We start from the raw sequence: 13,220 nt of genomic DNA, 5'->3' as shown, positions 1-13,220 counted from the left end.
GGTGGCGCTCCTATAGAAGTCATCAAACAGTACGTTCAGCAGCAGAGAACACCGCATTAGTCGGCTATCGCCGACGAGCTTACATCCCCGCACTCAAAGTACGGGGTTTTACGCTCAACCGATAATTAAATTCATGGTTACCAATATTACCAACATCATAATCCATCAGGTTCATAGCTTTGTAGACCGGATGGACATCGCCTTTTTTCAGTCCTTTATCCGCCATAAAGTCCCCCATGGGAGAACCCTGAATCAGATCACCGTTATCCACGAGAACACTGTTTTCTACTTCATTGCGAGCTTCACGGATCAAAGTGGCAACACGGGCATAGCCGAATTGGTTGGTAGGTTGTCCCTTGTAGTAATCGAAGTCCATGATATTGGTATGAATATCAGTGGTTTCGAGCACTCTAAGCTCAATGGTGGCTGCCTGTGAAAGACCGCTCAGAGAGGCCAGACCAGCAGATGCCAATAGCCCATAAAGAGCCGCTGCGGAAAGAGTCGTCCTGTTCAAACGCATGAAAGATCCTGATGCTGTGGATGATATCTGGCGTTGAAGTTTATAGTCGTTCTGCTCCCCTTAATATCAGGGTCTCTTGCAAAGCCATGGAATATTTTCCCGATAATCCCCTTCTTTCATGGCAGTATACGCCGGACTGACGGTAATCATTCAATCTGAGGGGATGATCACCCCCTTTGCAAAAACTTTTTATCCTGAGAGAGCTGAAACCATGGGGAAAGACGAATCAAGCCCCTGGAAAATCGAATTTGTTTGTTGGCTGGACATTGAAGGATCAAAAACCAGAACCGCTTATTGAGCAGAGTCCCACTTCAGGGGACTTAGACTGATTACCAAAGTGGAGACAGCCCTGAAGCTCCAACTCTTATTCAGCTTCTGTAGGAAGGAGTTCTCTCTTCTCACACGACGCTGAACTCGAATGATTTATTCAGTTAATGACAACCATTCCAGTTGCTGATTAGCCAGCATACTATTCAATTCTTTGATCAGTGAGTCTTCATCATCAAATACAGTCAGACCTTTATTGATTTGCAGTAAATGCAAAGCGACTGCCTTTGAGGCACTTTCAATATCAACATTGTAAGAACTATTGATACCTGCAAGGTAGGACCTCACCAGATTGAACACACTGTCTTCTACTCTAAAGAATGCTACTTGTGGCTTATAAAAATTCGCAATCAATCCCAGCGCTTGAATAGCGTCGGATAAGCACTTGGGCTTTACAAACCAGCTCAACAACTGATCGGGATCTTCATTAAACAGTGTCTGGTAAAATACGTAGTCTGCGGTCACTATGTGGGAAAAAACTCTTGCCCGTCTTGGGCTACCTTCGAACAGCAGGTTGGCTAACCGACTGTGGTTCTGTGCATGGCTCTGAATCTTGCTGGAAAAGAATCGCTTGAAGTCCATCTTTCTGCCCCTGCCTGGTATACCCAGATCTCATTATTATGGATTTTTATTCAAGGCCGTTTAACAGCATACGCCAAAGTTTACTCAAAATAGAAGAGGTTATTTAAAATAAATATTCACTAAATCAAATAACTGTTATCTATCTCTTCATCCATGACTTTGAAGACTGAATCTACGGTTCGTCATTTCACTTTTATGAATATCAATAAAGACTTTCATTATTTGAATAGTTTGCTTCTTTCAAAGAGCAAAATAACTGCATGGGGTTATCTTCTCGTCTCAATACTATTCTACTTCTGACTTATGACTCGGATATAAGCCAGCAGAGACAGGTCTTAGGCAGGGTAAAGCGATCGAAGCCTGACCACCCTTTTGTTGATCATCAGGGCAGTCAGTCTTAATAATCAGGGATTTATTGAATATGGGCCAGAACACCATCCAGCTCATCAAGGCTGTTATAGGAAATGACCAGTTTTCCTTTTCCTTTCGCGTTGTGGGAAATAGCCACTTTGGCTCCAACACGATCGGACAAGTCCTCTTCAAGGCGCTTGATATCAGGATCAATTTTTTTCTGGGTTTTCTTCTTGCCCTGCTCTTTCTCCTGAACCATTCGACGGACCAGAGCTTCTGTCTGGCGAACCGATAAGCCTTTGGCAACAATGGTTCTGGCAGCTTCGAGCTGCTCCATATCAGAGAGAGGCAACAAAGCGCGGGCGTGACCCATTTCCAGATCACCGTATTCCAGCATCTTTTTCACGTCAGGGCTCAAAGACATCAGACGCAAAGTATTGGCAACCGCCGTTCTGGATTTACCGACCGCTTCCGCCACTTCCTGCTGGGTCAGTTCAAATTCTTTTTGCAAACGGGACAAAGCGATCGCTTCTTCAATGGGATTAAGATCTTCCCGCTGAATATTCTCGATCAGAGCCATGGCAATGGCTGCTTCATCAGGCACGTCCCGAATCAGGGCAGGTACTTCGGCCAGTCCGGCGATCTGCGCTGCTCTCCAGCGCCGCTCTCCGGCAATAATCTCATAACGATTCTGAGACAAAGGACGAACAATAATAGGCTGCATGATGCCCTGGGCTTTAATACTTTCAGCCAGCTCTTCCAGTGCATCCGGATGCATGTCCCGACGCGGTTGATATTTGCCACGCACAACAAATTCAACAGGAATTTCTTTTAGCTCTCTATCATGAGCTGCTGCGCCTTCAGGTGTATCTGTCGGATTGGTCAGTTCATCGGAAACCGAGGAAGAGAGGTTTGCGCCTCCCATCAACGCACTTAAATTGGTGCCAAGACGTTTTTTAGCCATCAGGTCCCTGTCTTCCTTTCAGTCTTGAGCTCTTGAACACTTTTTTCGTGTCTGCGAACCAACTCACCTGCCAGTGCCAGATAAGCTACCGCTCCTCTGGAGGTTCGATCATAAGCCAGTACGGGCTTACCATGGCTTGGAGCCTCTGCCAGGCGCACATTGCGTGGGATAACAGTACGATAAACCTGATCACCAAAATGACCAATCAACTGTCTGGAAACTTCATTCGTCAAACCGATACGAGGGTCGTACATGGTTCTGAGCAGACCCTCAATATGAAGTCTTGGATTAATCGTCTGTCGGATGCCAGTAATGGTTTCCATCAGCGCGGTTAAGCCTTCCAGTGCATAATATTCACACTGCATGGGAATAATCACACCTTCTGCTGCAGCCAGAGCATTCAGTGTCAGCATATTAAGCGACGGTGGACAATCGATTAAAATAAAGTCATACCGATCGCTGACAGAGGCCAGTGCGTTTCGCAGTCGGGTTTCCTTTGCGTCCATTGACATGAGCTCAACTTCAGCTGCAGTCAGGTCGGCATTGGTCGGAATTACATCATAACCCGCTTCTTCAGAACTCTGAATAGCCTGGTCAATGGAGCATCGCCCAGTCAAAACATGATACGACGAATACTCCAGGTCATGCTTATTAACACCACTGCCCGTTGTGGCATTCCCCTGAGGATCCATATCGACCAGTAGCACCTTTCGTTTGGTGGCTACCAGGGAGGCGGACAGGTTGATGCAGGAAGTGGTCTTCCCTACTCCACCTTTTTGGTTCGTTACCGCAAGAATTTTTCCCACTGCCAATTGCTACCGTATCGTCGTTGTGTTTGTTAAAAGCTGTCTGTTTAAATTACACGTCTGCCTTCAGGATAACCAGATGCCTCTGTGCTTCACAACCCGGGACATCCAATGCATGACTCTCCAACATGGATATTTCCGGTCTTACCTGCTTCAAATCAACCAGCTCTTGCTCAGGGTACAGACCCTTCATTGCCAGGAACCTGCCATCGGCTTTAATCAGGTGACTTGTACCTTCAATCATATCCACCAGTGAGCTGAAAGCTCTGGACATGATAACGTCAAACGGCTGCTTTGCCTCAAATGATTCTACCCGGCAATTGGCCACTATAACATTTTCAAGACCCAGCTCTGTTTTGGCCTGAGTCATAAATCGAGTTTTCTTACCGTTACTGTCCAGCAGTGTGAACTGTTTTTCCGGATTCAGAATAGCCATGGGAATTCCAGGCAAACCCGGCCCTGAACCTACGTCCATCAGATAGTCGCCTGACATGAAGGGCGCAATACTCAGACTGTCAAGTATATGCCGGGACACCATCTCTACCGGATCGCGAACTGCTGTCAGATTATAGGCTTTATTCCACTTGGCAAGCAGCTCTACATAACGCGTTAGCAAGTCTGCCTGGCTATCCGCCAAAGACAGGGATTGCGCAGCTGCGCCCTCGCAGATGCGTTCACGTAAGGACAGAAATGACATCAAGAAACAGTCCGGATAGGGTACATGGATTAAGAGCCTTGCGGCTTGGTGGATAGTGTATTGCAAATAGCGGGTTCAGTCGAATTCAGAACTTTCGAATCCAGGGGTATTTTTCATAGCCACATTGATAAAAAAACAGTATCAATTAGACTTATGAAAAAAATAATCAAACGACTTTTTCAGAGTATTCTCAACCGGCTTGAAGCAGGGGTTAATCTTTTTTTTGGAGATGCATCAGAACCTGAACTTGCGATAAGAGAACAAGCCCAGCTCATCACCGATTTCTCAGCACCCGTTACAAATATCTGGAAGCCCGCTTTAACCGCTAGACGAGTAAATTCGCATTCTGCTAGAAAAGGTCGGATAACGCTCCGTACCCTTTTAAAAACGAAGCGCCAATCGTTACGTGACAAGGCCTTACACAAGAAAAGCGATCGCCCGACTCGAGGCAGACTTCACTTCCCGGCATAGAAAGCAAAGTCTGTAGGCAATACTCTGGATCAGGCAACCATTGAACGTTTTTTAAGATGGATCAGCAACAGTGAAACCGCCGCCGGGGTCATTCCCTGGATTCGAGAAGCCCGCCCAAGTGTTTCCGGCCTGTACTCAATAAGCTTCTGTTTCAGCTCATTGGATAAACCTTCGATAACGCTGTAATCAAGCGCTTCAGGAATCCTTGTTCCTTCATAACGGCGCATGCGATCAATCTCTTCAGTCTGTCGATTGATATACCCTTCGTACTTAGTGGCAATTTCAACCTGCTCACACACCTGAGGATTTTCTTCCGGATCGCCAGAAAGCGCAGCTACATCATCATAAGTCAGCTCGGGACGACGCAGCAGTTCCTGCAAGCTGTATTCACGGCTGATGGGGTTGGAAAGCTTACCGTCAATTTTGGCCGAGGCTTCTGTCTTCGGATGAATGTAAGTTGTCCGAAGGCGCTCATTTTCCTTTTCGATCAGCTCTTTTTTATTACAGAACGCTGCCCAGCGCACATCATCCACCAAACCCAGCTCACGCCCCTTTTCTGTCAGACGCAAATCAGCATTGTCTTCACGCAGAATGAGGCGGTACTCAGCCCGGCTGGTAAACATTCGATAGGGCTCGCTGGTACCGTTGGTAATCAGGTCATCCACCAGAACACCAATGTAAGCTTCATCTCTGCGAGGACACCAGCTCTCTTTTTCCTGAGCCTTCAGACCCGCATTCAAGCCCGCCAGCAACCCTTGTGCTGCAGCTTCTTCATAGCCCGTTGTGCCATTAATCTGTCCGGCAAAGAACAAACCGTCAATGGCTTTGGTTTCCAGAGAGTACTTCAGCCCTCTTGGGTCGAAGTAATCGTATTCAATGGCATAACCCGGACGGGTAATGTGAGCATTTTCCAAACCGCGAATAGAGCGAACCATAGCCACTTGAACATCAAATGGCAGACTGGTGGAAATACCATTGGGGTAGAGTTCATTGGTATTCAAACCTTCTGGTTCGAGGAATACCTGATGAGAGTTCTTGTCGGCAAAGCGGGTGATTTTGTCTTCAATGGAAGGACAGTATCTTGGACCAATCCCTTCAATCACACCGGTGAACATAGGTGAACGATCAAGACCCCCACGAATGATTTCATGGGTTTGCTCATTGGTATGGGTAATGTAGCAAGATACCTGGCGTGGGTGTTGATCCACAGAACCCAGATAAGACATAACCGGAATTGGAGTGTCACCCGGTTGCTCATCCAAAACCGAGAAATCAACTGAACGGGCATCAATACGGGCAGGTGTTCCGGTCTTAAGACGCTCAACTGCAAGATCCAGGTCTCTCAGTCGATTTGCCAGAGCAATGGATGGAGGATCTCCGGCTCGGCCACCACTGTGATTTTCCAGGCCAATATGAATTCTGCCACCCAGAAAAGTGCCCGCTGTCAGGACAACATTGGAGGACAGGAATCTAACCCCCATATTGGTGACAACACCAGCCACCTGACCCTGTTCGACAATCAGGTCATCAGCGGATTGCTGAAATATCCACACATTGTCCTGTTTTTCCAGAATGTTCTTGATGGCTTCTTTATAAAGCGCACGGTCAGCCTGAGCACGAGTGGCTCTGACTGCAGGTCCTTTACGAGCATTTAATACCCGAAACTGAATACCGGCTAAATCAGTGGCCAGTCCCATAGCACCACCCAGAGCATCTACTTCTTTTACCAGGTGACTCTTGCCTATCCCACCAATGGCTGGATTACAGGACATCATCCCCAGAGTATCGATGTTATGGGTCAACAAGAGTGTATTAACACCCATGCGTGCAGAAGCCAGGGCAGCCTCTGTACCTGCATGGCCACCACCTATCACTATCACATCAAACCGGGTTGGAAAGTCCACTGCCAAGGTCACATTACCTGTATTTGTTCATGGGTAGCCGTAAGGCCCAAACAGCTATGAGCTAAACATTCAGCTCACTTCAAACCATAACTATCCACAGCAACGATTCGAGCTGGAATATTTACGATCAATAAAAAAGAGCGTGGATTATACATCAGCTCTCTTGTTCACAACATGCATCCTTTTCATCACAGAGGTTTTTCAGCCTCTCAATCAACTGCCGCGTAGCTTAATGCGGCTTGGACTATGGGTTCAGTCGTAAAGCCCGAAATTTTCTATGTTGGCTTCCCATAGTCTTTAGAGGTCCTTACTTGTGAATAACAGTAAATACAATTGCCATCGCTAATGTAGTGTTTATTAGATGTTTTTGTTATTAATGGTGTGAGTACTTTCTGTGGATAAGTAAAAAAACCTCATATACATCATAAATTTAGAAAATGAATAAGTCTGTCAGTGTGCTGTTAGAATCCTCCGGTTAAGGTGTTCTTTATCTGTGGATAAATAGCCTTTTATCCACAGTAGAAATTCATCAAGATCTTATCCCTCTACCTATGAATAGCTTCTCAATGTAGCTTTCCACAGCTCAGATTTTGCTGAATCTTCTCACTGAAAGCGTGATAGAACCTGTGCTCGAAGAATATTTAGACTTATAAGAAGTCATTTTTTATCCACAGACGGATATAAGAGACTTTTTATTGAAATAGAAATGAAATGTCAGGATTTGGTATGAGCGGAGTGAAGATGAATAGAACTAAATAGTTAGTACTTATGTACTTAAATAACTGGCGATCAGAGGGAATTTCTGTAGAATCCGCGAATGATAATGTTTCTTGTTTAGATTGATGTTATAAAAATCAACGGTTGTCGCTCATGTTAAAGAAAGCCCTCATCGCACTTTCCGCCACTGGTATTATGGCTGTATCAGCTATTTCTCAGGCCTCGGAAGCTATTAATGTTTACTCCTACCGCCAGCCGTTTCTGGTGGAACCACTGTTTGCTCAATTCACCAAAGACACAGGCATTGAAGTCAATGTTGTGTTTGCCAAAAAAGGTTTGAGTGAACGACTGGAGCGAGAAGGCAAGCTGAGTCCTGCTGACCTTGTATTAACGACCGATATCAGTCGACTGATGAATCTGGTGGAAAAAGATCTGAGCCAGCCCGTCAACAGCAAGTCCATTAATGCAGACATTCCGGCTCAGTACCGAGATCCGGATGGTGAATGGTTTGCCTTGACCAAGCGTGTCAGAAATATTTACACCACCAAGCGCTCAGATAAGCCAGAAGGTATTACCTACGATGATCTGGCTGATCCAAAATACAAAGGCAAGATCTGCACCCGAAGCGGCAAGAATGCTTATAACGTTGGACTGGTAGCCTCTTATGTGGCTCACAATGGTGAAAAAGCTACCCGTGAATGGCTGGAAGGTTTCAAGGAAAATCTGGCCCGTCGTCCTCAGGGGAATGACCGTGCTCAGGTGAAAGCGATCAAAGAAGGTGTTTGCGACCTGTCTATCGGCAATAGCTACTACTATGGCGCCATGATGGCAAACGAAGAGCAACGCCCATGGGCTGAGTCTGTTTTCATCAACTTCCCTGACCAGAAAGGCAACGGCTCTCACGTAAACGTTAGTGGTATGGTTCTGACCAAGTACGCTCCTAATAAGGATAACGCCGTTAAGCTGATGGAATTCCTGGCCGGGGACAAAGCTCAGGCCACCTACGCTGAAGTCAACATGGAATACCCTGTAAACCCAGAGGTTCCAGTATCCGAGATAGTCGCTTCCTGGGGTGAGTTCAAATCCGACGATCTGCCGGTTTACAAACTGGCTGAGAACTACGCTACAGCTCAAAAACTGTTAGACGAAGTACGTTTTGATCTGTAATTAAATAGAGCTCTGTCATGATCAGCCCAAGCCGTTTGAAAAAGACATGCAAATTCTACTGATATTCATTCCGGTTTCTGTAGAATTCGCAGCTTGGCAGAGCTCAGACAGATATTTAACAGACTTTCATGAAACATGTGCCTACAGCTTTAGAAGCACCGGAAAATGACTCGACACCACTCTCTATGCAGCGTGGCAGTGTTCAGTCACTTTCAAGGCAAGGCCTTTCAATCTATTGGAGAGCTGGCAGCTGGTTGCTGGCTTTTCTGCTTTTTACGCCGGTACTGGCTCTGGTCTATGAGGCCTCAGCGCCCACCGGCGAGATTTTTGCTCATCTGCGCAATACCGTTCTCGGCACCTACATTCTCAATACCGTATTACTGATTTCCGGTGTAGGCATTCTGGGTTTGATACTGGCCCTGCCTGCCGCCTGGATAATGGCAAATTGTGATATTCCCGGTAAGCGTTACCTTCAGTGGCTTCTGGTTCTACCTTTGGCCATGCCGTCCTATATTGTTGCCTATATCTATACCGATCTTCTTGAATACGCAGGCCCGGTCCAAAGGCTGTTAAGAGATCTAATGGGTTGGGAAAGTGCTGCTGATTATTTCTTCCCTGATATTCGCAGTTTGGGTGGCGCAATCATTATTCTGGCTCTAGTGCTGTATCCCTATCTTTATCTGCTGGCCAGAACGGCTTTTCTTGAACACTCTCAGAGCCAGATTCTGGCCAGTCGGTTATTAGGCTGCTCTCCTGTTTCCAGTTTTCTCAGAGTATCGGTTCCCATGGCCAGGCCAGCCATTATTACCGGGCTTGCGTTAATGGGCATAGAAACACTGGGTGATTTTGCCACCGTCGATTACTTTGCCGTCCCTACATTAACGACAGCCGTCTATGATACCTGGCTGGGTTATGGCAGTTTGAATGCCGCAGCAAAACTGTCTGCCATTATGCTGGTTGTGGTTATGCTGCTGATCTCCATGGAAAAGTACAGCCGCAGAAGACAACAGCTTTATCAGAAAAATACCGGGCAGGATCATAAGAAACCCACTCCTCTTAAGGGATGGAAAAAGGGTTTGGCTATGGTCTGGTGCTGGATGCTGGTGACGCTTGGATTCCTTCTGCCTTCCTTGATTTTGCTGGATTATGTCTTCAGATATTTCGGTGACTCCTGGAATATAGAACTGCTGACATACAGCCTGAACAGTTTAAAAGTCTCTCTGGGTGCCGCTACATTTGCGACACTGGTCGCCCTGTTTCTTGGACTGTATCAACGCCTGCAGAAAAGTCGCTTTGCCAGTGTTCCCTCTCGTTTGGTATCAACGGGTTATGCCTTGCCCGGTAATGTTTTGGCCATTGGTGTTCTTACCCCATTAACCCTGTCGGATCACGGACTGAATGGTATTATCATGGCCTTCGAATACCCCTCTGTTGGTCTGATCTTCAGTGGTTCCATTTTTGCGATTATTTTCGCTTACACTGTGCGCTTTTCAGCCGTGGCCGTTGGCAGTGTGGAATCGAGCCTGGGCAGGGTATCTCCTTCTCTCGACATGGCCAGCCGAACTTTGGGATGCAAGCCTGTGGAGATGGTCAGGCGAGTGCATGTGCCCATGATCCGAAAAGGCTTGTTAACGGGCTTTCTACTGGTTTTCATTGAGTCCATGAAAGAGCTGCCTGCAGCCCTTCTATTAAGGCCTTTTGGCTTTGAATCACTGGCAACTTGGGTTTTCCAGTTTGTTTCCGATGAAAGACTGGAACAGGCAGCATTGGCTGCCCTGATACTGGTACTGGCCGGACTGGTACCGCTGATACTTCTGAACCGATCACTGGAGGCAGAACAAAAATGACAGCCCTGAATATTGCTGGCCTGAGCTGCCGCTATGCACAAACCAATGTGCTCTCTGACTTGAATCTTCAGGTGGAAGAGGGAGAAATTGTTTGCCTGTTGGGTCGAAGTGGCTGTGGTAAAACAACGCTATTAAAAGCTATTTCAGGACTGATAGAACCTTCAGCAGGAAGCATTTCCCTGCACGGTCAGAAAGTCAGTTCTGCCCATGGAATCCTTCCGCCCGAACAACGGGGAATTGGTATGATTTTTCAGGATTATGCCCTCTTTCCTCATCTGACCGTGTTTCACAACATTGCTTTTGGTTTGAAAGATCTGTCTCGCAGAGACACTCGCAAGCGAGTTGATGAAATGCTGGAGCTGGTCAATCTGTCAGGTCTTGATAAGCGTTATCCTCATGAACTTTCCGGTGGACAGCAGCAGCGAGTAGCCATTGCCAGAGCTTTAGCCAACAACCCTTCCCTGCTGTTGCTGGATGAACCTTTTTCCAATATCGATAGCCAGGTGAGACAAAGACTGGTGAGGGAGATCAGGGATATTCTCAAACAGCAAAAAGTGGCTGGCCTGTTTGTTACTCACAGCCGTGACGAAGGGTTTGCCTTTGCTGATTCTGTGGCCATCATGCATGAAGGAGAAATTCTGCAAAGAGGCCACTCTTTTGATGTCTACAATCGCCCTGCGAATCGGTTTGTGGCTGAGTTTATGGGTTCAGGCAATCTGTTGCCCTGTGAAATTATCAACAGTCGCAGTGTTTCCACCCCGGTGGGTATTGTTGAATCATCCAGTGAAATTTCAGCCCATCCTGGCCAGGCTGCAGAACTGTTTATCAGGCCGCAAATGTTCTCAATTGAAAAGTGTCAGTGCGAGAACCCAGTGGATCCAGCCCAGATCAAGAGCCAGCAGTTTATGGGTACCAGTCTGAGGACAGAGGTTAAGCTCAAAGAAAGTATTCTGGTTGTGGAGAACTCAACCCCATTCCCGGAAAGCACGCCTGTGGATATCTCAATACAGCCTCATGGACTGGTGCTGTTCGATCAGAAAGGGCATTCACTCTGACCCCTTCAGAGTTCATCCCTCTCTGGTTTGATCGATGCTCCCAGCGTTGGGTCATGATCTTTGCTGTCTTCACGAGCTTTGCTTAGCGGGTAATTGGCCGGATTACAGTAAAGTCCTTTCTCAGACATCATTTCGCAAGCCATCTTGGCAATGGCATAGTGAGCTTCTGCACTGGGGTGAACACTGTCAGCAAAGAAGGCCACTTTTTTATCCACAACCTTTATGGAGGTGGCTTCTGCTTTGGAGCGCCCTTTCAACTTCCAGTTATCATCAAAAGCTCGATTTTCAACCAGTTCTTGAGTGACAAAGTTTTGGGTTGCCTTAGCTTCTTTTCTGACGTCCTCTTTATCCACACCCGGCACTTCTACATCCAGTAAAGGGTTTACGGTATCCCAGCGATCCTGAGCCAGTAAAACATCGAAAATATGATCGCCATGAATGGTAGTGACCTGATAACCCCCTTCACCATTAAAGCGCTCCCTCAGCAGCTGTAACCTTTGCTCCATACTGTCATTGTATTTTTCTATCAGGCCGCTCACTTTAAGACCTTCTTCGGTCCCTATGAATCTCGGTGTTTTACCAATATCGGGCAAGAGAACCACAACGACTCTCCGCGCTCCAGACGAGAGAATGTTGAAGATATCGTTAATGTGTTCCTGGGCGACATCATCAGGGTCTGCCCACATATTCAGGAAGTCATTGGCACCATTAAAAAATACGACCAGAGTATTATCAGGAATCAGATCATCCTTTAGTGTTGCTTTTCTCTTCTCTCGTTTTCTGAACAATTCTCTTTGTTGGTTCAGATAAGATTGAACAATCAGACCTTCACAGGGAGGAATCAGACTGCCCTGAAACAACATCACAAAACCATTGAAGAGTCCGGCAGCTGTTTTCTTCAGGACATCTATATTGACCATTTTCGCAGCAGCGCAAAGCGTCCAACTGCCAGCCATTGCACGATTATCCAGCTCTACCTTCTGCTCATCAGTAGACATCATGCGAATGACATACTCAGCCCATACCCTGTCCAGCTCAACTCCGGCAGTCCATTTACCGGTTATGTAGTACTCAGGATCGGGGACCAGAGGAATCATATCTTTCAGTTGACCGGTGATCTCCAGCAACTGATCTTCTGAGAAATCCAGCATTAAATCCTCCAGATCATCCTCCACCAGATCTATCAGAAAGTTTGTTTGATGCTTGAGTGATTTCAGTACGGTCCAGGTCGTGCCATCTCTCTTAACCTTTCTCATCCAGGAATCGAGTTTTCCAGAAACCTGTTCCAGGGTACTCAACATGATTTTATCGAGCTTGCCTTCAGCCTTATCAATTAAAACGACAATTTTCGTCAGCAGATCCCCTAAACCTTCCAACAGGTGAGCTTGAATTTCTTTGAAAAACCGCCCAAGCGGCCCTTCTTCCTGACTCTCTCTATAAATCTCTCTGCTCATCAGTTCCAGATTAATCTGAAGATTATTAATACTGGCTCTTCTACCGATGATCCCACTGAGATCCATGGGGCGAACTTCATCACCTTCCTTGTTTGTCACCATCTCCCCGTTGAGCGTTCTGAGCAGGTTATAAGTCGAATAGGCTCTGTCGGGGTTTAGAAAACTGTCACCGTGACTGTCACTTAAACTGTCGCTGAATAAGACAACCACTTTAGGGTGCCAGACTTCAGGCTCAAATGTTTGAGGCGGACTGATATCAATCTTATCAATGGCGGAGGCAAAAAGTGGCAAAATAATGAATGGAAGAATCAGGAATAGACGTGAATGAATAAACATCTGGCAACCCTGTGTGGCACTA

10 protein-coding genes are annotated in these 13,220 nt (G+C 46.6%); 3 read left to right on the top strand and 7 right to left on the bottom strand.

Features of this window, described 5'->3' with window-relative positions; genetic code table 11:
- Window positions 1-79: 79 nt before the first annotated feature.
- The 6 genes from ACR2PX_RS09150 to mnmG form a co-directional block, all read right to left on the bottom strand.
- The gene (locus ACR2PX_RS09150; protein WP_433999051.1) at window positions 80-520 is read right to left on the bottom strand and encodes a metallophosphoesterase; all 441 of its coding nucleotides are present in this window, start codon (window positions 518-520) and stop codon (window positions 80-82) included.
- A gap of 423 nt (window positions 521-943) precedes the next feature.
- The gene (locus tag ACR2PX_RS09145; protein ID WP_433999050.1) at window positions 944-1,429 is read right to left on the bottom strand and encodes a hypothetical protein; all 486 of its coding nucleotides are present in this window, start codon (window positions 1,427-1,429) and stop codon (window positions 944-946) included.
- Window positions 1,430-1,841: 412 nt separating this feature from the next.
- A complete protein-coding gene (locus tag ACR2PX_RS09140; protein WP_433999049.1) occupies window positions 1,842-2,744 on the bottom strand; it encodes a ParB/RepB/Spo0J family partition protein in 903 nt (300 codons plus the stop codon).
- The gene (locus tag ACR2PX_RS09135; RefSeq protein ID WP_433999048.1) at window positions 2,744-3,550 is read right to left on the bottom strand and encodes a ParA family protein; all 807 of its coding nucleotides are present in this window, start codon (window positions 3,548-3,550) and stop codon (window positions 2,744-2,746) included. Before ACR2PX_RS09135 ends, ACR2PX_RS09140 begins: the two co-directional genes overlap by 1 nt.
- Window positions 3,551-3,602: 52 nt before the next feature.
- A complete protein-coding gene (gene rsmG / locus ACR2PX_RS09130; protein ID WP_433999047.1) occupies window positions 3,603-4,247 on the bottom strand; it encodes a 16S rRNA (guanine(527)-N(7))-methyltransferase RsmG in 645 nt (214 codons plus the stop codon).
- Window positions 4,248-4,747: 500 nt separating this feature from the next.
- Window positions 4,748-6,622 carry a tRNA uridine-5-carboxymethylaminomethyl(34) synthesis enzyme MnmG gene (mnmG, locus tag ACR2PX_RS09125; protein ID WP_433999053.1) on the bottom strand — a complete coding sequence of 625 codons (1,875 nt, stop codon included), beginning with the start codon at window positions 6,620-6,622 and terminating at the stop codon, window positions 4,748-4,750.
- An 870-nt stretch (window positions 6,623-7,492) separates the two neighbouring features.
- On the opposite strand from mnmG, the gene ACR2PX_RS09120 reads away from it, so the two are divergent.
- The 3 genes from ACR2PX_RS09120 to ACR2PX_RS09110 all read left to right on the top strand — a co-directional run bounded on the left by ACR2PX_RS09120 (window position 7,493) and on the right by ACR2PX_RS09110 (window position 11,408).
- Window positions 7,493-8,506: a Fe(3+) ABC transporter substrate-binding protein gene (locus tag ACR2PX_RS09120; protein WP_433999046.1), complete on the top strand. Its 1,014-nt coding sequence runs from the start codon at window positions 7,493-7,495 to the stop codon at window positions 8,504-8,506.
- A gap of 137 nt (window positions 8,507-8,643) precedes the next feature.
- Window positions 8,644-10,353: an ABC transporter permease gene (locus ACR2PX_RS09115; protein ID WP_433999045.1), complete on the top strand. Its 1,710-nt coding sequence runs from the start codon at window positions 8,644-8,646 to the stop codon at window positions 10,351-10,353.
- Window positions 10,350-11,408, top strand: coding sequence for an ABC transporter ATP-binding protein (locus ACR2PX_RS09110; protein WP_433999044.1), 1,059 nt, complete (start codon window positions 10,350-10,352; stop codon window positions 11,406-11,408). Before ACR2PX_RS09115 ends, ACR2PX_RS09110 begins: the two co-directional genes overlap by 4 nt.
- 5 nt (window positions 11,409-11,413) lie before the next feature.
- On the opposite strand, the gene ACR2PX_RS09105 is transcribed toward ACR2PX_RS09110, so the two are convergent.
- The gene (locus ACR2PX_RS09105; RefSeq protein WP_433999043.1) at window positions 11,414-13,198 is read right to left on the bottom strand and encodes an SGNH/GDSL hydrolase family protein; all 1,785 of its coding nucleotides are present in this window, start codon (window positions 13,196-13,198) and stop codon (window positions 11,414-11,416) included.
- Window positions 13,199-13,220: the final 22 nt, after the last annotated feature.

Source organism: Endozoicomonas sp., assembly GCF_051008435.1.
GTDB lineage: Bacteria > Pseudomonadota > Gammaproteobacteria > Pseudomonadales > Endozoicomonadaceae > Endozoicomonas_A.
This window is presented reverse-complemented; position numbering and strand designations above follow the sequence as displayed.

What these genes read in the sequence shown, in the direction of transcription:
- rsmG (WP_433999047.1), bottom strand. Translation starts at nt 4,247, where the DNA reads ATGTCATTTCTGTCCTTACGTGAACGCATCTGCGAGGGCGCAGCTGCG.
- ACR2PX_RS09150 (WP_433999051.1), bottom strand. Translation starts at nt 520, where the DNA reads ATGCGTTTGAACAGGACGACTCTTTCCGCAGCGGCTCTTTATGGGCTA.
- ACR2PX_RS09140 (WP_433999049.1), bottom strand. Translation starts at nt 2,744, where the DNA reads ATGGCTAAAAAACGTCTTGGCACCAATTTAAGTGCGTTGATGGGAGGC.
- ACR2PX_RS09105 (WP_433999043.1), bottom strand. Translation starts at nt 13,198, where the DNA reads ATGTTTATTCATTCACGTCTATTCCTGATTCTTCCATTCATTATTTTG.
- ACR2PX_RS09110 (WP_433999044.1), top strand. Translation starts at nt 10,350, where the DNA reads ATGACAGCCCTGAATATTGCTGGCCTGAGCTGCCGCTATGCACAAACC.
- ACR2PX_RS09145 (WP_433999050.1), bottom strand. Translation starts at nt 1,429, where the DNA reads ATGGACTTCAAGCGATTCTTTTCCAGCAAGATTCAGAGCCATGCACAG.
- ACR2PX_RS09120 (WP_433999046.1), top strand. Translation starts at nt 7,493, where the DNA reads ATGTTAAAGAAAGCCCTCATCGCACTTTCCGCCACTGGTATTATGGCT.